20 protein-coding genes are annotated in these 19206 nt (G+C 69.5%); 11 read left to right on the forward strand and 9 right to left on the reverse strand.

All coding sequences use genetic code 11. The annotated features are described in order from the left end of the window. Positions 1 to 39 precede the first annotated feature (39 nt). A complete protein-coding gene (locus tag ABZ195_RS01300) occupies positions 40 to 693 on the reverse strand; it encodes a heme-binding protein (RefSeq protein WP_355214146.1) in 654 nt (217 codons plus the stop codon). Between the two features lie 102 nt (positions 694 to 795). On the opposite strand from ABZ195_RS01300, the gene ABZ195_RS01305 reads away from it, so the two are divergent. Beyond that, positions 796 to 957: a hypothetical protein gene (locus tag ABZ195_RS01305; RefSeq protein ID WP_355214148.1), complete on the forward strand. Its 162-nt coding sequence runs from the start codon at positions 796 to 798 to the stop codon at positions 955 to 957. Next, positions 954 to 1208 (forward strand): DUF6480 family protein, encoded by a 255-nt coding sequence (locus ABZ195_RS01310; RefSeq protein WP_355214150.1) that lies wholly within the window; start codon positions 954 to 956, stop codon positions 1206 to 1208. Before ABZ195_RS01305 ends, ABZ195_RS01310 begins: the two co-directional genes overlap by 4 nt. An 8-nt stretch (positions 1209 to 1216) precedes the next feature. Here ABZ195_RS01310 and ABZ195_RS01315 read toward each other — a convergent pair whose 3' ends face one another. Both ABZ195_RS01315 and ABZ195_RS01320 read right to left on the reverse strand, forming a co-directional pair. Beyond that, positions 1217 to 2425, reverse strand: a complete 1209-nt coding sequence (locus ABZ195_RS01315) for a GGDEF domain-containing protein (RefSeq protein WP_355214152.1) — start codon at positions 2423 to 2425, stop codon at positions 1217 to 1219. 151 nt (positions 2426 to 2576) lie between these two features. Then, positions 2577 to 3245, reverse strand: coding sequence for a response regulator transcription factor (locus ABZ195_RS01320; protein ID WP_355214154.1), 669 nt, complete (start codon positions 3243 to 3245; stop codon positions 2577 to 2579). Between the two features lie 110 nt (positions 3246 to 3355). Between ABZ195_RS01320 and ABZ195_RS01325 the strand changes: the two genes are divergently transcribed. After that, positions 3356 to 3535, forward strand: a complete 180-nt coding sequence (locus tag ABZ195_RS01325; protein ID WP_149483929.1) for a DUF6131 family protein — start codon at positions 3356 to 3358, stop codon at positions 3533 to 3535. A gap of 104 nt (positions 3536 to 3639) precedes the next feature. Then, on the forward strand, positions 3640 to 3996 hold the full coding sequence (locus tag ABZ195_RS01330; protein WP_355214155.1) for a VOC family protein: 357 nt from the start codon (positions 3640 to 3642) through the stop codon (positions 3994 to 3996). A 58-nt stretch (positions 3997 to 4054) separates the two neighbouring features. Here ABZ195_RS01330 and ABZ195_RS01335 read toward each other — a convergent pair whose 3' ends face one another. Further along, positions 4055 to 4447 carry a nuclear transport factor 2 family protein gene (locus tag ABZ195_RS01335; RefSeq protein ID WP_355214157.1) on the reverse strand — a complete coding sequence of 131 codons (393 nt, stop codon included), beginning with the start codon at positions 4445 to 4447 and terminating at the stop codon, positions 4055 to 4057. Between the two features lie 51 nt (positions 4448 to 4498). Further along, on the reverse strand, positions 4499 to 5716 hold the full coding sequence (locus tag ABZ195_RS01340; RefSeq protein ID WP_355214159.1) for an FAD/NAD(P)-binding oxidoreductase: 1218 nt from the start codon (positions 5714 to 5716) through the stop codon (positions 4499 to 4501). Positions 5717 to 5865: 149 nt separating this feature from the next. On the opposite strand from ABZ195_RS01340, the gene ABZ195_RS01345 reads away from it, so the two are divergent. Next, entirely contained in the window at positions 5866 to 6573 is a 708-nt protein-coding gene (locus ABZ195_RS01345) for a HemK2/MTQ2 family protein methyltransferase (RefSeq protein WP_355214161.1), read from the forward strand. Between the two features lie 10 nt (positions 6574 to 6583). On the opposite strand, the gene ABZ195_RS01350 is transcribed toward ABZ195_RS01345, so the two are convergent. From ABZ195_RS01350 to ABZ195_RS01365, 4 genes are read right to left on the reverse strand one after another with little or no spacing between them, the layout of a single operon-like run. Next, positions 6584 to 7267, reverse strand: coding sequence for a GAF and ANTAR domain-containing protein (locus ABZ195_RS01350; protein WP_355214163.1), 684 nt, complete (start codon positions 7265 to 7267; stop codon positions 6584 to 6586). 39 nt (positions 7268 to 7306) lie between these two features. Beyond that, on the reverse strand, positions 7307 to 8128 hold the full coding sequence (locus ABZ195_RS01355) for a galactosyltransferase-related protein (protein WP_355214165.1): 822 nt from the start codon (positions 8126 to 8128) through the stop codon (positions 7307 to 7309). Continuing rightward, positions 8125 to 9117, reverse strand: a complete 993-nt coding sequence (locus ABZ195_RS01360; RefSeq protein ID WP_355214167.1) for a hypothetical protein — start codon at positions 9115 to 9117, stop codon at positions 8125 to 8127. The genes ABZ195_RS01355 and ABZ195_RS01360 overlap by 4 nt, the downstream gene beginning before the upstream one ends. Next, positions 9041 to 10207, reverse strand: a complete 1167-nt coding sequence (locus ABZ195_RS01365) for a glycosyltransferase (protein ID WP_355214169.1) — start codon at positions 10205 to 10207, stop codon at positions 9041 to 9043. The genes ABZ195_RS01360 and ABZ195_RS01365 overlap by 77 nt, the downstream gene beginning before the upstream one ends. A gap of 173 nt (positions 10208 to 10380) precedes the next feature. On the opposite strand from ABZ195_RS01365, the gene ABZ195_RS01370 reads away from it, so the two are divergent. The 6 genes from ABZ195_RS01370 to ABZ195_RS01395 all read left to right on the forward strand — a co-directional run bounded on the left by ABZ195_RS01370 (position 10381) and on the right by ABZ195_RS01395 (position 19099). Next, positions 10381 to 10836, forward strand: a complete 456-nt coding sequence (locus ABZ195_RS01370; RefSeq protein WP_355214171.1) for a MaoC family dehydratase N-terminal domain-containing protein — start codon at positions 10381 to 10383, stop codon at positions 10834 to 10836. Between the two features lie 95 nt (positions 10837 to 10931). After that, positions 10932 to 11387, forward strand: a complete 456-nt coding sequence (locus ABZ195_RS01375) for a Fur family transcriptional regulator (RefSeq protein WP_355214173.1) — start codon at positions 10932 to 10934, stop codon at positions 11385 to 11387. A gap of 36 nt (positions 11388 to 11423) precedes the next feature. Further along, on the forward strand, positions 11424 to 13667 hold the full coding sequence (katG, locus tag ABZ195_RS01380; RefSeq protein ID WP_355214175.1) for a catalase/peroxidase HPI: 2244 nt from the start codon (positions 11424 to 11426) through the stop codon (positions 13665 to 13667). A gap of 117 nt (positions 13668 to 13784) precedes the next feature. After that, the gene (locus ABZ195_RS01385; RefSeq protein WP_355214177.1) at positions 13785 to 15254 is read left to right on the forward strand and encodes an amidase family protein; all 1470 of its coding nucleotides are present in this window, start codon (positions 13785 to 13787) and stop codon (positions 15252 to 15254) included. 85 nt (positions 15255 to 15339) lie between these two features. After that, on the forward strand, positions 15340 to 16809 hold the full coding sequence (locus ABZ195_RS01390) for a phospholipase D-like domain-containing protein (protein ID WP_355214178.1): 1470 nt from the start codon (positions 15340 to 15342) through the stop codon (positions 16807 to 16809). 34 nt (positions 16810 to 16843) lie between these two features. Beyond that, positions 16844 to 19099, forward strand: coding sequence for a glycoside hydrolase family 3 C-terminal domain-containing protein (locus ABZ195_RS01395; RefSeq protein ID WP_355214180.1), 2256 nt, complete (start codon positions 16844 to 16846; stop codon positions 19097 to 19099). Positions 19100 to 19206: the final 107 nt, after the last annotated feature.

Consider the following 19206-nt stretch of genomic DNA (forward strand, 5'->3'; position numbering starts at 1 on the left):
TCCCGGTTCCCGGTGCGAGTTCGTGGACCCGCCAGGAAGTCAGGTGGCCGGATCGGACCGGACGGAGACGACGACCTCGTTGCGGCGGCGGAACGGCAGCGTCCACGGCGGATCGTAGAACCACGCCTGCGGTTCACCGACGGCTTCGATTCCGTTGTCGTGCAACGCCTTGCGCAGTTCATCGGACTTGGCGGCGATCGTGGCCGAGCCGCGGTCGCCGGTGAAGCGCAGCACCGCGACCGTCTCCGCCGGCACCTCGACGAGTCGCACCCTGTCGTCGTCGGGGGTGGGAAGGGTGGCCATCGTCCACTTCGACGGCATGAAGAAGCGAATCACCCAGCCGCTCTCGTCGTCACCGGAGCGCGCCACCGGAGCGGTCATCGCGATCTTGCGCCCGCCGGATCCGGCCTGGCTGACCGGCGCCGTCATGGCGATCTCGTCGGAGCCGCCGTTGCCGCCGAAGATGTAGCCGGCCAACCTGCGGAATCCCTCGTTGCGGGCCCGCTCCTCGGGGGCCTCGACGGTCGTCTCGGCGGCGATGCGGGGTCGGTAGCGGCGAATCTCGAGACCGCCGGGCAGCCGTTCGGTGTCGTGCGGCGGCTCCTCGGTGCCAACCCGGATGCCGACTATCCCGAGCACTGACTCGGCGACCTGAGTCACCACGTTCGTCAGTTGGTTCAGGGGGTTGGTCATGTCTCGACGGTACCCGCGCAGTGCGCGTCGCAATCGCCGCCGGCGTTTGAGACCCCGCGCAGGCGGGGATGTGGTCAGCACCAATCGGATAGGAGGGTGGCCATGACACTGAGCACTGTGACCAGCGCTTTCGGCAGGGCGGTGGCGTTCGTCCGCCCGGGCGGCGGGCGACTCGTCCTCGGACAGTCGCACGTGCCGCTGCTCGTGCTGATGGCCCCGGCGGCCGCGGCGACCCATGCGGTCGGGTCGGTGCCGCGGCGATGACGGCGGTGCCACCAGACCCCGATCCCGTCGAGATCCCGACGGTCGGCGACGCCCACGGGGTCGAGCCCGGTGAGACTCCGCCGGACTCCGGCTCGACGTCGCAGTCGGCGAACCGAAACCCTCCCCCGCGCACCCGAATGACGCCGGTGGCGGTGGCTGCACTCATCGCGGTCGGTGTGATCTTTGCGATCTTCCTGGTCGTCTCGGTGGTCTACCTGCTCCAGGTGGCGGGCGTTCTGGACCGGTGGTGACCCGGCGGTCACCAGGACGCGAACCGGTCGCGGTCACGTCGTCGGTGCGGACTCGGGTCCGGCCGGGGTGTGTCGGCGGTCGGTAGGGCTTCCCACCGACGGGTGGTGGGACTCCACGTTCGGTGCCGCACCGCCGCGTCATGACGTGTCACCAGGCGGCCGTAGTGACGAGTCTGGTTGCCGCCGTTGCGCTTCGCGTCGTACATCGCGGCATCGGCGGCGGCGATGAGGTCGGTGATCGCGTCGTGGACGTCCTGCGTCGACGTCTCGCCGAACCGCGCGCACGCGGTGCCGACACTGGCGGTGGTCGCGAAGGGCAGCACCTCGACGGCCCGGCACAGGCCCCGCCCGACGACCCACGGGTCGTCGTCTCCGAGGTCGACGGCCACCAGGAACTCCTCACCGCCGGCGCGTCCGATCACCGAACCGCGCGGCGCATGGTCGCGTAGCGCCCGGCCGACCGCCGCCAGGGCACGGTCACCGTGGTGATGACCGTGGGTGTCGTTGAGGCGCTTGAATCGGTCCAGGTCGATCATCGCGATCAGCAGGGTGCCGTGCTCGTTGACGGCGGTGAGCGTGGCGGTGCGCCGGAGGAAGGCGCGGCGGTTGTACAGCCCGGTCAGGGGGTCGCGGTCGGCCTTTAGCAGGTCGACGCCGAGAGTGTGGACGATGATCTGCACGCCGTAGGGCACGACCACGCTGCCGATCAGCACCACCGCGCAAGCGCTGACGGTGCGCACGTAGCCGTCGGCGGCAACCAGCGCCACGGCGGGCACGGCCGAGACGGCGACGACGACCATCAGGTTCGCCACCATCAGCGCGGGCGTATGGAACAGGGCGATGTAGCCCGAGATCGTCGCAAAGGTGGTGCAGCCGAGGATTGCCGTCAGGGGATCACTCTGGGCGAGGACGGCGCACGCGATGCTGAGACTGGCCGTGACGGAGTACGCGATCGACTGGTTCTTCGTCGGGAACCGATGCAACCACAGCGCTGCGCCTGCGAGTCCGCCGACACCGGCGAGCACGCTCAACGTCTGCTGCAGTGATGAGGTGGGCGGCGCGGACCCGAACAGAATGACGAACGGAACCGCGGCCAGGCACGACGTCGCCGCGACGATCACCCCGCGCGTCATCGTCGCCATGCGGCGCACGTGGAGGAATGCGCTGAGCCAGTCGAAGTGGTCCGGTTGACGCCACCACCACCGAAGAGACCTCACCGTCGACCTCCCCCGCCCGACCATGCCTGGCAACTCCGTGCGGGTTTGCCAGATTCTCGACGTAACGGGGTCTCGGTCGCGTCGGCTAGCGGCCGACTCTACCGAGGATCACGGTCGACGGGAACGCCAAGATTCGTCCCACCCGCACCGATCACGGGCCGCCCTTCCAGTGCTCGATGCGGTGGTGGTCCGGGGTGAAGCCATGGTCGACGCCCCACAGCACGGCCTTGGTGCGACTGGTGACGTCGATCTTGCGGTAGATCGTGCGGATGTAGGACTTGACGGTGTTCGGCGAGAGATAGGTCAGGGCCGCCACCTCGGCGTTGCTCTTGCCCTGGGTGATCAGGGCCAGGATCTCCGACTCGCGGTCGCTCAACCCCTCGCCGCGGCCGGGCCAGTCCAGGCCCACCGCACTGCGACTGCGAGCCGGCGCCTCGCTGATCACCATCTCGCCGGCGTGTACCGCCTCGAGTGCGGCCACGAGGTCGCGGGCGGGCAGCGTCTTGGACAAATAGCCATGAGCGCCATGGCGTTTGGCGCTCTCGATCAGATCGGGATGAAAGTTCCACGTGTACACCACGACTCGACGAGCCCGTGGGTTGGCGACCAGCACGCCGATCTCGTGGTGGTCGGATTCCGGCTGGGCGAACGAGTCGTACAGGACGACGTCGACCTCGTCGCTGACGCCCATCGTCGTGTCCAGTTCGGCCACCACGACGCGGTCGCGGTAGTTGTCGAACATGTTGGCCACGCCCATCACGACCACGTCGTAGTCGTCGACCAGTGCAACGGTGATCGGACGTGCGTCGTCGGTGGCCACGGGGAGGGACATTACCGCCCTAGGGGTGTATCCGGACCACCCCAAAGGGTCTTTCATCGAACGTGGGTCGAGCACCGCTCGGCACGCAGCCCACCGAAAGGGGAACCGTCATGATCGTTCTCGGAATCGTCCTCATCGTTCTCGGCTTCATCCTGCCGAGCCTGATTCCCACCTTCGCCTTCGCGCACCTGCTCCTCGTCGTCGGCGTCATCCTGCTCGTCGTCGGCGTGGTGCTGGCCCTGCTGGGATCCCGTGGGCGGGCCGTCGGCGGCCGGCGGCACTACTACTGAGGCCGACCGTTCTCGCTCCGGGAAAGTGTTGCCGCTCAACGGGTGTAGCGATCCCGTCACCGGGTAAGTGCACCTGAGGTACATCGGTGACGACTGGAGGAACAATGGCTAGTGGTGTGGCGACGGTGTGGATGCCCGTCGAAGACATGAGTCGGGCGCTGAAGTTCTACGGCGAGACTCTCGGTCTGAAGGTCAAGAGCGAGGGCGAGGATTGGTCCGAACTCGACGCCAACGGCGTGTCCATCGGGCTCAACGGCCGCGAGGAGACCCACGGCGAGAGCACGGGCGGGGCAGTCCTCACGCTGCAGCCCGACGGCACCCTCTACGACGAACTCGTCCGGTTGACCGACGCGGGCGTGACGTTCGTCGGAGAGGTCAGCGAGCATCCCTGGGGCCGCATCGCGACCTTCAAGGACTCCGAGGGCAATGATCTGCAGCTGTTCGAGCCGCCGTCGGAGTGATGCCCGAATGCGATGAGCCCCATTCCCGTTGGGAGTGGGGCTCGTCGCCGTCTGCGGGTCAGGACCGGATGGCGCTCTGCTTCTCCAGGAACGCCGCGGTGTCGTAGAACGTGCGGAACGCGTCGATCACCTCACCGCCGTTGGATTCCAGCACGCTGACCCCGTCGTAGGCGATCTCCGAACCGTTGGGCAGCGTGCCGTTGGACGTCCACTCCAGGAACGCGATGCCGTCGCCGGTGACCACGTGATGAAAGGTCGAGCCGATGTCGCCGAAGACGCGGCGGTACTGCTCCCAGAACGTGCGCGCACCGTCTCGCCCAGTCTGCCCGTGGGGCATCCCGGCCTTGTTCAACGTCGCGTCGGCACCGAACAGGTCCACCAGGGACTCGGCGTTGCCGTCCCGGTGCAATTGGTCGAGGGCGGCGACGAACTTCTTCGTCAGATCATCCATGTTTGGGCACGTACCCGCGCCCACGTCGGCCAACCGAAGATGACGTCGACGTCAGAGTCTGCCCCGCAGCAACAGATTCCAGTAGATCTGCGGGAGCCCGTAGCGGTCGAACGCCCATGCCGCCCGCCGGGACTTCAGCGGATCGAGGAACGACGGCAGCGAGGGGGCCAGCACGCCGTCCCTGGTGAATTCGCCCGTGATCAGATGGTGGTCGTCGGTGGCGATCGGCGCGACGGTGTACCCGTCGTAGTCCGCCGACGCGGGCCGACCGGCGCGTGCGCCCACGAGGTTGTCCACCATGATCGAGACCTGCGGCCGCAGAGCCCCTCCCGACGGATCGGTGCCCACGCTCGCCCCGTCTCCGACTCCCCACACGTTCGGGTGGCGGCGATGCCGCATCGTCGCCGGGTCGACGTCGGCGACACCGAAGGCGTCCTCGGCGGCCAAGCCGGAGTTGGCCAGCCATTGGGGTCCGCGAAACGGCGGCACCAGGTGCAGCAGGTCGTAGGCGATCGGGCGTACCGTGCCGTCGCGGCGGCTGGTGACGGTGATGTGAGAGTCGGCCGGAAACAACCCGGTCACCCCGGTCTTCAGGAGCACCGTCACACCGAGTTCGCGTAGCTCCTCGTGAATTCGCTCGTCCAGCCGCGGGGCCTCCAGCAGCGTCGGACGGTCGACCACCAGGGTCATGTCGATGCCGGGAAGCCGGCGCATTCGTCGCCAGTATGCGGCGGCGAGGAACAGCGGCTTCATGGTCGTGCCGGTACAACTCACCGGGGACCGGGGCACCGTGAAGACGGCGTGACTCCCAATTGGAAGGCGCCGCACCAGATCCCAGGTCTTGTCGGCGGCGTCGAGGTAGTTGCTCGCGACCGCGGGGTGATCCATCGCCGCGTCGACGCCGGGAAGTTCGTCGGTGTCGGGCACCAGTCCCGGAGCGAGGATCAGATCGCGGTAGCGGAGCATCCGCCCCGACGCACGCTGCACCGTTCTCGCCTCCGCGTCTACGGCGACGGCCGAATCGCGAAGCCAGGTGCAGCCCTCGGGCGTCACCGATCGTTGAGTGCGCTCGGCGCTGCGCAGGTCGGCTCGGCCGCCACCGACATAGGAGAGCAGGGGCCGGTAGGTGTGCACGACCTGTGGTTCTAGGACCGCGACGTCGGCGATGCCCTTGCGCAGCAGACGCGCCGCGGCGCTGATGCCCCCGTTGCCTCCACCCACGACCACGACGTCGAAACTCGCGTCGACGTTCCCGATCGGTGAGGCCATGTCGGAGCCTTACCCGTGCCAGCCGGTTTCACGCTCATCCGGGCTGAAACCTCGTGGCTCGCGGTGATTCGTTTGCGTTGCGGAGATTAAAGCGCCGGCGACGGGGCATGTCGCAAGCACCGCCCCCAAGGATGTGACGGAGCTACCTAGTGACCACGATCTTCACCGACGAACTCATCGACCGTTCCGGCCCGATCCGCGTACCGACCGGCGTCTACCCGCCGCAGGAGGATTCGGCGCTGCTGATCGGCGCGCTGCGTGTCTCCGGCCGGGCCGCCGGAAACCGGGTCGCGGACCTGTGTTCGGGCAGCGGCGTCGTCGCCTTGGCCGCGGCCGAGCAGGGTGCGGCGACGGTTGCGGCGTTCGAGATGAGCTCTGTTGCCGTCGACTGCGCCAGGAGCAACGCCGCGACGGCGGGGCTCGCAGTCAAGGTGCATCGCGGATCATGGACGCGCGCAGTCGAATTCGAGCCCTTCGACGTCGTCACCTGCAATCCGCCCTACGTGCCGTTCGACGACGGCGCCGACGACGCGCCGGTGTCGGAGTCGGCGGGACCGGCGACGGCGTGGAACGCCGGACGCGACGGGCGCCGGATTCTCGACCCGCTGTGTGAGCGGGCCCCCGAGCTGCTGGCCGACGGCGGCTCCATCTTCGTCGTCCACTCCGAGTTCGCACACGTGGACCGCACGGTCGACGGCCTGACCGCGGCTGGGCTGCGAGCGAGCGTGGTCGCCGAGCAGTGGATTCCATTCGGGCCCGTGCTGACGGCGCGGGCGCACTGGCTGGAGCGGATCGGAATGCTCGAGGTGGGCCGACGCGTCGAGCGTCTCGCGGTCGTCAGGGCCGACCGGGTCTGAACCGAACGGGTCAGACGCGCGAGTCGATCACCCGCTGGGCGATGTCGGTGAGCTTGACGTTGCCCTCCTGGCTCAGCTGCCGCAGCATGCTGAAGGCGCGGACGGCGTCGACGCCGAAGCGCTCCATGATCATGCCCTTGGCTTGGCCGATGCGGTCGCGGCTCAGCAGCGCCGCGTTGAGCTGGGTCTGCGCCTGCGTGGTGATGATGGCCGACGCGGCGTGGGCGGCGAGGATGGTGCCGACGGTCTCGGCCTCCGAACTCCACTGGTTGGGCTCGAAGCCGAAGAGGTTGAGTGCGCCTGCGGTGCGGTCGGCGGTGTAGAGCTTGAACGACAATCCGCTGAGCACGCCGATCTCCGCCACGGCCGGCGAGTACTGCGGCCAACGCGTCTCCAGACGGAAGTCCTCGGTCCGGACGACGGTGTCCGCGAGGGCGGCCTGTACGCAGGGCCCCTCGTCGAAGGTGACCTGCAGGATGTCGAGTTGGGCCGGCAGTTCCGACGTCGTCGCGACCGAGCTGAACTTGCCTCCGCGCTCCAGCAGCAGGATGCCCGCGGTGTCGACTCCGGGGATCAGGTCGACGGCCGCAGCAGTCACCTCGGCCAGGATCGTGTCCAAGCTGGGCTTCGGGACCAGACTTCTCGCCAGCTCGGCCATGCGGAGCGCGAGGTCGTGGTTCGTCGGTTGCGACACCTCACCGAATGCCCCCGTCTGATCGCCGCCAAACAGCCGTCAGGCGGTGAGACGGGGTGCGCCGTGCCGGTCGCGGAAGATCAGCCCCCGTTGCTCGAAGGCGTCGAGCCACCCCTGCATCGGCCACCACCCCCAGTGGCGATGAAACGTCGTCGCGTTGGCGACGATGTCGGCCAGGTGTTCGGTCGGCGGATCGGAGACCGGGTGGAACTGGTGGTAGGCATGCGCGCCGCCGACCCAGCGCAGGCCGACCGACGCGGTGGCCGCCCGCTGGGCGTAGTCGGTGTCCTCCCCTCCGTAGCCGACGTAGTCGGTACAGAAGCCGCCGACGCGCTGCCAGACCGCGGCCGTGACCGCGAAGGACAGCGACCAGAAGAGGTGGTACTCCTCGCCGGCCACCGTCACCCCCGCCGGCGGCGCCGGTCGCACCGGGTGCGGAGCGGTCGACTCCGACAACCGATCGAGGTCGTAACCGCCGGGCCCCGGCGCCGGGAGATAGGTGACCGGGCCGCAGAGCAGCGCCCCCTCGTGGGCCGGCGTCGCGGCGGCTCGCTGGTAGTACCCGATCATGTCGACCGAGGGAATGCAGTCCACGTCGAGGAAGACGAGAAGTTCGGCTCCCGCCTCGAGCGCCACCCGCGCGCCGAGATTGCGGGCGTGCGCCATCGGGATCCGTGGCGACCCCGAGCGCAACGGCACCACCGTCGTACGGTAGCCGCGCACCTGGCGTGCGACGTCGTCGTCGTCGACGGCCACGACGACGTGATGTCCGGCCGGGATGACGCTGCGGTCGAGGCCGTCGAGTTGCCGGCGGAGGTGGGCGCCGCGGCCGCGAACCGCCGTTACGACCGCCGTGTTCACGCTGCGATCCGTTCGATGACCGCCGCCGCCCGGTCGGCTGCATCGGCGGTCCGCCAGCGGTCCCACGAGGTGGAGCCCAGGGCGCGCGCGTCGGCGATCAAGCCGGGCCAATCCGACATCTCGGGCCACCGCGGTCGCACCACCGCCAGACCGGCGCGCTCCAGCGCCCCTGCCGTAGCCCGTTGCTCGATGAACGGACGTTCGGCGGCGATGATGATCGCCGGGCGGCGGGCCGCGGCGATGTCGGCGACCGAGCTCTGGCCCGCCGAGGACACCACGACGTCCGCGGCGCACAGGTCCGGCCAGGGATCCTCGACCCACGGGCCGCCGGCCACCCCGAGGGATGACCACCGGTACTCCGGATGTGCTGTTGCACAGAGACTTATCGCACCGACGTCGAGGTCCGAGCCGCCGGAGCCGTTGAGGACCAGCACGCCGGGGCGGTCGTGGTCGGTACGCGACGGACGCGCGCGGCCGTCGAAGCGGCTGATGCCGCCCACGAAGGTCGTCTTTGCCACGTGAGGCGCCAGCCACGCCGGCTCGTACAGGGTCGACGGCCACGCCGCCAGGATGTGCTCGGCCACCCGGTAGGCCAGCTCGTGCGGGGGGTCGGTGCGCTCACCGGGCATCGCGACCACGACGACGGGCACGCCGAGCAACCGCACCAGCATCGTCACCTCGACCGAGACGTCGACGATCATCACCCTGGGCCGGTGCGTGGCCACCCAGTCGGCGATCATCGCCATCCGGTCGCGTAAACCGCCGTGGTGCAACGGGACCCAGTGCAGCGCCCCATTGGCGTCCACGTCGTCGAAGGAGGTGCCGGAGTCACGTCCGTCGTCGCGGGGAAGGCGGACCGTCTCCACGCCCGGCTGCCCCGGGACGTCCAGCGACGACAGGATGGTGACGGGTTCATGCAGGCGTGCGCAGATGCTGGTCGCCCGGGCGAGATGCCCGCGACCGTGGTGATGCACGTAGTAGCCAATCATGTTCGGCCGCTTTCCGTTCGTCGATGAGGTTGCGGTAGATCGCGAGGTATCGCGTCACCATGGAGCGCGCGCTGCATCGCATCACGGCGCTGTGGCGCACGGCTTCTCGCGGAAGCCCGATGGCCTCGGGGATCGCCGCGGCCATCGCCGCGACGTCACCGGGGGTGACGAGTCGACCGCTCTGGGAGTCGATCACCTCGGGTATCCCGCCGCGGGCGAACGCGACGACGGGCGTGCCGCACATCGCGGCCTCCGCGGCAACCAGGCAGTACGGCTCGTCCCACAGCGGGGTAACCAACGCCGCCGCGGCGCAGCCGACCAGCGACGCCAGCCGATTCTGGTCGAGATGCCCTGCGTAACGGACGTCGTCGCCGAGTCTGGGCTCGACGTATTCGCGGAAGTACTCCGCGTTGCCGATCGGCCCGGCCAGGACGAGCCGGCGCCCGGCCCGCGCCGCCGCCGCGATCGCGAGGCGGGTTCCCTTCTCGGGAACGATCCGGCCCGACCACACCAGGTAGTCACCCCCGGGGCCCGGCGGCCAGCACACGGGGTCGACGCCGTTGGGCACCACGTGCATTCGATCGGCGACGACGTGGCGCCAGGAGTCGGCGGTGTAACCGCTCACCGCGGCGAACGACGAGCCGGCCCCGCCCGTCGTGCCGAGGGCGGATTCGAGCCACGCCAGCGGTGGGGTGTGCAGGGTGGTCAGCATCGGTGTGCGCAGTCGGGGTGCGAGGTGGATCGGCACGTGGTGCAGGCAATGGTTGTGGATGACGTCGAATCGCCGCTCGGTCTGGTCGACGAGTCTGCGCATCAGATCGAGGAAGGCGTACTGGTCGGACTCCCACACCGCGCCCGGTCGCGGGAACGGTCGGCCGGCGGCGCTGCTGCGGGGTAGCGGGCTGATCGTCAGCCCGGGCAGATCCGATCCCAGGTCGGAGTCGGCCGCGGCGAACAGGGTGACGCGATGGCCACCCTCGGCGAGCGCGCGCGCCAGGTGCCAGATGTGGGCTTCCAGTCCACCGGCCAAGGGTTGCCGGATGGGGAACCGATTGTGTGCGATGAGGGCGATGTCCAGGACTGGTGTCACGCTCGAACCCGTTCGTCACCAGCCACGGCCACACGCACTCCTTCCAATGATGATCCACCGTTCGGACCACGCGCCCCGTCACTTACCCGGTTGACCCGACTTGTAACGTCGCCCCGGCAGAACGCCGGACGGGCACGGGTGGGGCCGTCACGTGCCAGCTACATTCGTCAGTCATGGCGCTGTCACCGGACATCGTGGGGATGACCTACGAGCACCCCGATCACTACGTGGTCGGCCGCGAGGCGATCCGGCAGTACGCGGTCGCGGTGAAGAACGTCGACCCCGCCTACGTCGACGAGGACGCCGCCCGGGCGCTCGGCCACGACGCGATCCTGGCGCCGCTGACGTTCATCTCGGTCTTCGGTTATCACGCCCAGATGGCGTTCTTCGACTACGCGAACATCCCCATCCACGACGAGCGGCTGATCCAGGCCGAGCAGGGGCTGAAGTTCCTCATTCCGATCAAGGCCGGTGACGTCCTGCGCTGCCGCATTCGCATCGACTCGCTGCGCCGGGCCTTCGGGGCGGACGTGCTGACCCTTCGCAGTTGGATCGTCAACCAGGACGACGAGACGGTCCAGGAGGACTTCACGACGATGGCCGGCCGCACCGAGTCCGACGAGGACTGATCGGGCCGGCCGCGCCACGAGCGCACGGTGAACGGGTGCGAAACCCTCGTGAACAACTCTTGACTGATTCCAGAAAGCGGACTAGAACGGAGGACGTGGATTCGCCGACCGAGTTTCAGCGACTCTTGCGCGAGGCGTCCCTCCGGGTGACGCGGCCCCGGCTCGCGGTCCTCGGCGCGGTGTACGCGAACCCGCACGCCGACACCGAGACGATTACGCGCGCCACCCGTGCCGCCGTGCCCGAGGTGTCACACCAAACCGTGTACGACGCGTTGAGCGCGCTCACCGGCGCCGGTTTGGTCCGACGCATCCAGCCCGCCGGATCGGTCGCGCGCTATGAGTCCCGGGTCGGCGACAACCACCATCACGTGGTGTGCCGGTCGTGTGGTGCCGTCGCCGACGTCGACTGCGCGGTCGGCGAGGCGCCGTGCCTGGTACCCGCCGACGGCGACGGCCAGCTCGAGGGGTTCACCGTCGACGAAGCAGAAGTCATCTACTGGGGCTACTGTCCCGCTTGCTCGACAGTTGGCCCTCTCCCATCCAGATCGTGAAACCCAGCCCGTTTCGTCAACCCCGGAAGGAATGTCGTGTCCACCGATACATCCGATAGCCGCCCCCCCGCCCCAGCGTCCGGAACGAGCTCCAACAGCGAGAGCGAGAATCCGGCGATCAAGGCGCCGGAACCCAAAGGTCATGCGCCCCTGACGAATCAGGACTGGTGGCCCGAGCAGGTCGACGTCTCGGTGCTGCACCGGCAGCCGGCCAAGGGCAACCCCCTCGGTGAGGACTTCGACTACTCCGAGGCGTTCTCGCGCCTCGACCCGGAGGCCCTCAAGGCCGACGTCCTCGGGGTCATCACGACCTCGCAGGACTGGTGGCCCGCCGACTACGGCAGCTACGCGGGTCTGTTCATCCGGATGAGCTGGCACGCCGCCGGCACCTACCGCATCTACGACGGCCGCGGCGGCGGCGGTCAGGGCAGCCAGCGCTTCGCCCCGCTGAACAGCTGGCCCGACAATGCCAACCTGGACAAGGCCCGTCGACTGTTGTGGCCGGTCAAGAAGAAGTACGGCAGCAAGCTGTCGTGGGCCGATCTGCTGGTGTTCGCCGGCAACGTGGCACTGGAATCAGCCGGTTTCGAGACCTTCGGGTTCGGCTTCGGTCGCGAGGACATCTGGGAGCCCGAGGAGGTGCTCTTCGGTCAGGAGGACACCTGGCTGGGCACCGACAAGCGCTACGGCGGCACCAACGACTCCGACCGCAAGCTGGCCGAGCCGTTCGGCGCCACCACCATGGGCCTGATCTACGTCAATCCCGAAGGGCCCGAAGGCAAGCCGGACCCATTGGCTGCCGCGCACGACATCCGTGAGACGTTCGGCCGGATGGCGATGAACGACGAGGAGACCGCCGCGCTGATCGTCGGTGGTCACACCCTGGGCAAGACCCACGGCGCGAGCGCCGACAACGTCGGCCCCGAGCCCGAGGGCGCACCCATCGAGCAACAGGGTCTGGGCTGGAAGTGCCCGTTCGGCTCGGGCAATGCCGGCGACACCATCACCAGCGGTCTCGAGGTGGTCTGGACCGACACCCCGACCCAGTGGAGCAACCGCTACCTCGAGCTGCTCTACGGCAACGAGTGGGAGCTGACCAAGAGCCCCGGTGGCGCTTGGCAATTCGAGGCGAAGGATTCGGAGGCGATCATCCCGGATCCCTTCGGTGGTCCGCCGCGCAAGCCCACGATGTTGGTCACCGACGTCTCGATGCGGGTCGACCCCGTCTACGGTCCCATCACCCGGCGGTGGCTGGACCACCCCGAGGAGATGAACGACGCGTTCGCCCGGGCCTGGTACAAGCTGCTGCACCGCGACATGGGCCCCGTCACCCGCTACCTCGGTCCGTGGGTGGCCGAGCCGCAGCTGTGGCAGGATCCGGTGCCGGCCGTCGACCACCCGTTGGTCGACGAGTCGGACGTGTCCGAGCTCAAGTCCAAGGTGCTGGCCTCCGGACTGTCGGTCCAGCAGTTGGTCAAGACGGCTTGGGCGTCGGCGTCGAGCTTCCGCGGCACCGACAAGCGCGGTGGCGCCAACGGTGCGCGGATCCGCCTTGAGCCGCAGCACAATTGGGAGGTCAACGAGCCGTCCGAGCTGGACAGGGTGCTGCCGGTTCTGGAGAAGATTCAGCAGGACTTCAACGCCTCGGCCGCCGGTGGCAAGAAGATCTCGCTGGCCGACCTGATCGTGCTGGCCGGTTCGGCGGCGATCGAGAAGGCCGCCAAGGACGGCGGTTTCGAGATCGACGTGCACTTCGCGCCGGGCCGCACCGACGCCTCGCAGGAGCAGACCGACGTGGAGTCCTTCGAGGTGCTCGAACCGCAAGCCGACGGGTTCCGCAACTACGCGAAGCCCGGAGAGAAGGCGCCGTTGGAGCAGCTGCTCGTCGACAAGGCGTACTTCCTGGACCTGACCGCGCCGGAGTTGACCGTCCTCATCGGCGGACTGCGCGCCCTCGGCGCCAATCACGGTGGCAGCAAGCACGGTGTGCTCACCGACCGTCCGGGTGTGCTCAGCAACGACTTCTTCGTCAACCTGCTCGACATGAACACGGCATGGAAGTCGGCGGCGACCGGCGAGCACGCCTACGAGGGCACCGACCGGGCCTCCGGTCAGCTCAAGTGGACGGCCACGGTCAACGACCTGGTGTTCGGGTCGAACTCGGTGCTGCGCGCCATCGCCGAGGTCTACGCCGAGGACGACAACGCCGGCAAGTTCGTCGAGGACTTCGTCTCGGCCTGGGTGAAGGTCATGACCAACGATCGGTTCGACTTGAGCTGATCGCCTACTCGGCACGATGACGCCGGGCCGGATCCCTCGGGATCCGGCCCGGTCGTCGTCTCGGGGCGCGACCTAGAACTCGCGGTGCGTGGGGCTCGCGGCCCCTACAGTCGGACGATGAACTTCGAGGAGTACCGCGCCCACGACGCCACGGGGTTGGCCGAGCTGGTCGCGCAACGCCAGGTGTCGGCCGCGGAGCTGCTCGCGTTGGCCCGTGACCGCGCCGCGGCGGTCAACCCGCAGCTCAACGCGATCGTCCGCGACGTGCCCGCGGCACCGACCGAGCAGCTCGAGGGCCCGTTCGCCGGCGTCCCTTTCCTGATCAAGGACCTGGCGCAGGACTACGCGGGCCTGCCGACCTCGGCAGGCTCGCGGGCGCTGACGTCCACCCCTGCCACCGAGCACTCGACCGTCGTGCAGCGTTGGATCGACGCCGGGCTGGTCATCTTCGGCAAGACCAACACCCCTGAGTTCGGCGCGAAGGGAATCACCGAGCCCGTCGCCTGGGGGCCGGCCCACAATCCGTGGAATCCGGATCGCACGCCCGGCGGTTCCTCCGGCGGCTCGGCCGCGGCGGTCGCGGCGGGCGTGGTGCCGTGTGCGGGCGCCAACGACGGCGGCGGCTCGATTCGCATCCCGGCGGCGTGCTGCGGTCTGGTCGGCCTCAAACCCGGACGCGGACTGACGCCGTCGGGGCCGGCGCACGGTGAACCCATGCACGGGGCGGCCGTGCAGGGCGTGGTGTCCCGTACGGTCCGCGACACCGCGGGCATGCTCGACGTCCTTCGCGGGGGTGAACCGGTCGGCCCGTACGTGCCGGGGATTCCGGAGGCGTCGTTCTCGTCGTGCGTCGGAGAGCACCCGGGTCGGCTCCGGATCGGCGTCCGCGTGCCGTCGGCGATCACGGCCGCACCGCATCCGGAGGCCGTCGAAGCGGTGGCGGCCACGGTGCGGACGTTGACCGAGCTCGGCCACCACGTCGAGGAGTTGACCCGGGCGCCCTACGACGACGCCGTGCTCGCCAAGGACTTCCTGCTCACCTGGTTCGTCCACGTGGCCTACGAGGTCGCCGAGGCGAAGCGGCGGACCGCAGCGGGTGACGACTCCTTCGAGCGCGACACGCTCATCATGGCCGCCCTGGGCCGCGCGACCGGCGGCGTGGACTACGTGGCCGCCGTCGAGCGGCGCCACGAGCACACGCGCCGACTGACGACGTTCTTCGAGTCCTACGACCTGCTGCTGACGCCCACCCTCGCGACGCCCCCGCCCCGGATCGGCCAGTTCGAGCTGCCCGAGGCCTTGCAGCGCGGCGCCGACGTGCTGATCAGGACGCGCACCGCGAAGTTGTTGCGCCACACCAGGATCGTCGACGACATGGTCGACCAGAACCTGGGCTGGGTGCCCTACACGCAGCTGGCGAACATCACCGGCCGGCCGGCCGTCTCACTGCCGCTGCACCAGACGGCCGACGGGTTGCCGCTGGGCGTGCAGTTCGTCGCGCCGCTGGCGGGCGAGTCACTGCTGATCCGGCTCGCCGCGCAGCTGGAGCAGGCGTTGCCCTGGTCGGATCGGGTCGCTCCGATCTAGCGGCGACGCGGACGGTGTGACCGGTCCCTTACCGCGGCGGCGGCGCCGCCCGGACGGGTTGTTTCGATGTGATAGACACTGCGCTATGTCATCGCCGCAGGCGACCGGCGATCGCCTCCTGATCCCGGGCACGACGTGCTGGCGTCTCGAGCGCGCCGACCGGTTCGCCTTCATCGTGGACGCGGCGGACTACTTTCGCCACACCAAGGCGGCGATGGTGCGGGCCAAGCACCGCATCCTGCTCATCGGGTGGGACTTCGACTCCCGGACGGTCTTCGAGCCCGGCGGCAAGACCGTGCCGGGCTACAACGAGTTGGGCCCGTTCCTTCGCTCGCTGGTGCGCAAACGGCCCGCCCTCGAGGTGTACGTGCTGCGATCCAACCTGAGACTCCTGCCGGCCTTCGAGGGCCTGTGGGAGGGCGTCACCCCCGTGTCGGTGATGAACCGCTTCAGCAGCGAACGCCTGCACTTCGCCATCGACGGCGCCCACCCCACCGGCGCGGTGCACCATCAGAAGATCGTCGTGGTCGACGACTCGGTGGCGTTCTGCGGCGGCATCGACTTCACCGTCGACCGCTGGGACACCCCCGAGCACCTCGACGAGAACCGGCTCCGGCGCGCACTCGGCGAGCCGCACGGTCCGCGTCACGAGGTGGCGGCCGCGGTCGACGGTGCCGCGGCGCGCGCCCTCGCCGACGTCGCAATGGACCGCTGGTCGGCGGCCACCGGCAGCGATCTGGACCCGGTCGACGGGACGCGTGACGTCTGGCCGGGCGGGTTGGAGCCCACCCTGCGCGGCGTGGACGTCGCGGTGGCCCGCACCATGCCCCGCCTCGGCGACGGTCAGGAGGTGCGCGAGGTCGAGGCACTCAACCTGGCGGGCATGTCGGCCGCGCACGACACGATCTACCTGGAGAACCAGTACCTGGCCTCACGGATCCTGGTCGACGCCCTGTGCGCCCGGCTGCGGGAACCGGCCGGCCCCGAGATCGTGATCGTCATCCCGCGCAAGTCCGAGAGCCCGCTGGAGGAGCGCGCGATGGACAGCGCGCGGTACCGGATGTTGAAGCGGCTCTGGGCCGCCGACGAATACGACCGCCTCGGGGTGTACTGGCCGGTGACCGACGGCGGCACCCCGGTCTACGTGCATGCGAAGGTCATGGCGGTCGACGACCGTCTGTTCCGGGTCGGCTCGTCGAACCTCAACAACCGATCGCTGGGCTTCGACAGCGAGTGCGACGTGGCCATCGAGTCGCACGGGGCCGACGACGAGGACGACGTCGCCGCCACGATCGTGGCGCTACGCAACGCGCTGGTGTGCGAGCACCTCGGGGTGACGGTCGAGGACTTCGAACGGGAGCAGACCGAGCGGGGATCGTTCCTCGCGGCCGTCGAGGCGCTGCGAGGCTCGGGCCGGACCCTGCTGCGGTTCACCCCCGAGACGGTGGTCGGCGAACGCAGCCTCTGGGCGGAGAACGACCTCATGGATCCCGACCGCGTGCCCGAGTCGTTCGCCAGGAGCGTGGCCCGGTGGCTCGGCGGGTTCGTCGACTGACCGCGCTCCGCCACCGGCGGGCACCATGGATCCCATGACGACCCAGGAGATCGACCGGCTGTCCCTCGAGGAGAAGATCGCACTGCTCAGCGGCGCGGACTTCTGGCACACCGCGGCGCTCGAGGCCCACGACGTCCCCTCGATCATGCTGACCGACGGTCCCCACGGCCTTCGCAAGCAGCGCGGGGCCGGCGACCACCTGGGGCTCGGCGACAGCGTGCCGGCCACCTGCTTCCCGCCCGCCGTCGCCATGGGGTCGTCGTGGGATGTCGACCTCGTTCGCCGCGTCGGAGCGGCGATCGGCACCGAGGCGGCCGTCGAGGACGTGGCGGTGGTGCTCGGACCCGGCGTCAACATCAAGCGATCACCGTTGTGCGGGCGCAACTTCGAGTACTTCTCCGAGGACCCGGTCGTCGCGGGGGTGCTGGGCGCGGCCATGGTGCAGGGCATCCAGAGTCGCGGCGTCGGTGCGTCGCTGAAGCACTTCGCGGTCAACAACCAGGAGACCGACCGCATGCGGGTCAGCGCCGAGGTCGACCCCCGGCCGCTGCGCGAGATCTACCTGCGCGCCTTCCAGCGCGTCGTCACCGACGCTCACCCCTGGACGGTCATGTGCTCCTACAACCGCGTCAACGGGGTCTACGCCTCCGAGGACCGCTGGCTGCTGACCTCGGTGCTGCGCGAGGAGTGGGGTTTCGACGGGTTGGTCGTGTCGGACTGGGGCGCGGTCGACGACCGCGTCCGGGCGCTGGCCGCCGGCCTGGATCTGGAGATGCCCGGCTCCCGCGGCGTCACCACCACGCAGTTGGCGGCGGCGGTCGCCGACGGTTCCCTGGACGAGGCGGTGGTCGACGTCGCGGCCGGACGCGTGCTGGCACTGGTCGACCGGACGGGCGCTCGTGCACCGGTTCCGGGTCCGCTGGACGTCGACGCGCACCACGCGCTGGCCCGGGAGGCGGCGGGGCGGTCGATCGTCCTGCTCCAGAACGAGTGCGGCCTGTTGCCGCTGGCGCCGGACGCCGACCTCGCCGTGATCGGTGCCTTCGCCGCCGACCCGCGCTATCAGGGCGCCGGCTCGTCGATGATCAACCCGACCCGGCTCGACCGTTCGATTGACGAGATAGGTTCCCTGTCAACGGGATCGGTGACCTACGCCGCCGGCTTCAGCACCGCCGTCGCGGTGTCGGATTCCGAGGCCGAGCGGCTGCTCGACGAGGCGGTGGCCGCGGCCTCCGCCGCCGAGGTGGCCGTGGTGTTCCTCGGTCTGCCGGCCCGGTTGGAGTCCGAGGGCTACGACCGCGATGACGTCGACCTGCCCGCCAACCAGCTCGCCGTGCTGGACGCGGTCGTCGACGCCAATCCGAACACCGTCGTCGTGCTGTCCAACGGCGGCGTGGTCACCCTGCCGTTCGCCGCCCGCGTGCCGGCGATCCTCGAGGGGTGGCTGTTGGGCCAGGCGGGCGGCGGTGCCATCGCCGACGTGCTCTTCGGCGTGGTCAACCCGTCGGCGAAGCTGACCGAGACCATCCCGCTACGCTTCGCCGACACTCCTGCCTATCTCGACTTCCCCGGCGAGTTCTCCCACGTGCGCTACGGCGAGGGACTGTTCGTGGGCTACCGCTGGTATGACGCCCGTGACCTCGACGTCGCCCATCCCTTCGGACATGGCTTGTCCTACACCACCTTCGAGTACGGGCCGGCATCCGCGTCGACCTCGCCGGAGGGGGACGTCGTGGTGACGTCGACCGTGACGAACACCGGACCGGTGGCCGGCCGGGAGATCGTCCAGCTCTATTCGTCGCTGCCCGGGGCCGGCACCCAGCGTCCGCCTCGCGAGCTCAAGGCGTTCGCATCGGTGCCGCTGGAGCCCGGCGAGACCCGCGAGGTGATGCTCACCGTCCCGCGACGGGACCTGGCCTACTGGGACGTTCGCGTGGACGCCTGGGTGGTCGAGGGCGGCACTTATGCCTTCGACGTCGCCGCGTCCAGTCGCGACCTCCGCTCGACGGTCCTCGTCGAGGTCGCCGGCGACCCCGTGGCGGTTCCCCTGTCGCGCGGGTCGTCGATCGGCGAGGTGCTCGCCGACCCCACCGCCGGACCCGTCCTCGCGGCGGCGATGGCCGAGATGATGGGTGACGCTCCGGCCGCGATCATGCCCGAGGGTGTCGACCTCTCGAAGATGCTCGCCTCGTTCCCGATCGGCCGGGTGGGCATGTTCGGCGCGGACGTGGACCCCGCCATGATCGACACCCTCCTCGCAGCGCGGCCCTCCGACGACACCGCCGGGTAGACCGTGCGGTTAGGCCAGCCGTACCTTCGGTTTGGGAAGCTCGCCGGCGGGCAAATCCGGTCTCACCGCGACGCAGCAGGCTCCTCCTGCGCAAGCCTCGATGCGGT

The sequence above is a fragment of the Mycobacterium sp. NPDC006124 genome, from assembly GCF_040614235.1.
Taxonomy (GTDB): domain Bacteria; phylum Actinomycetota; class Actinomycetes; order Mycobacteriales; family Mycobacteriaceae; genus Mycobacterium.

Coding starts and splice junctions, on each gene's coding strand:
- ABZ195_RS01340 (WP_355214159.1), bottom strand. CDS start 5,716: ATGGCCTCACCGATCGGGAACGTCGACGCGAGTTTCGACGTCGTGGTC.
- ABZ195_RS01395 (WP_355214180.1), top strand. CDS start 16,844: ATGACGACCCAGGAGATCGACCGGCTGTCCCTCGAGGAGAAGATCGCA.
- ABZ195_RS01370 (WP_355214171.1), top strand. CDS start 10,381: ATGGCGCTGTCACCGGACATCGTGGGGATGACCTACGAGCACCCCGAT.
- ABZ195_RS01385 (WP_355214177.1), top strand. CDS start 13,785: ATGAACTTCGAGGAGTACCGCGCCCACGACGCCACGGGGTTGGCCGAG.
- ABZ195_RS01310 (WP_355214150.1), top strand. CDS start 954: ATGACGGCGGTGCCACCAGACCCCGATCCCGTCGAGATCCCGACGGTC.
- ABZ195_RS01330 (WP_355214155.1), top strand. CDS start 3,640: ATGGCTAGTGGTGTGGCGACGGTGTGGATGCCCGTCGAAGACATGAGT.
- ABZ195_RS01300 (WP_355214146.1), bottom strand. CDS start 693: ATGACCAACCCCCTGAACCAACTGACGAACGTGGTGACTCAGGTCGCC.
- ABZ195_RS01390 (WP_355214178.1), top strand. CDS start 15,340: ATGTCATCGCCGCAGGCGACCGGCGATCGCCTCCTGATCCCGGGCACG.
- ABZ195_RS01325 (WP_149483929.1), top strand. CDS start 3,356: ATGATCGTTCTCGGAATCGTCCTCATCGTTCTCGGCTTCATCCTGCCG.
- ABZ195_RS01305 (WP_355214148.1), top strand. CDS start 796: ATGACACTGAGCACTGTGACCAGCGCTTTCGGCAGGGCGGTGGCGTTC.
- ABZ195_RS01360 (WP_355214167.1), bottom strand. CDS start 9,117: ATGATTGGCTACTACGTGCATCACCACGGTCGCGGGCATCTCGCCCGG.
- ABZ195_RS01335 (WP_355214157.1), bottom strand. CDS start 4,447: ATGGATGATCTGACGAAGAAGTTCGTCGCCGCCCTCGACCAATTGCAC.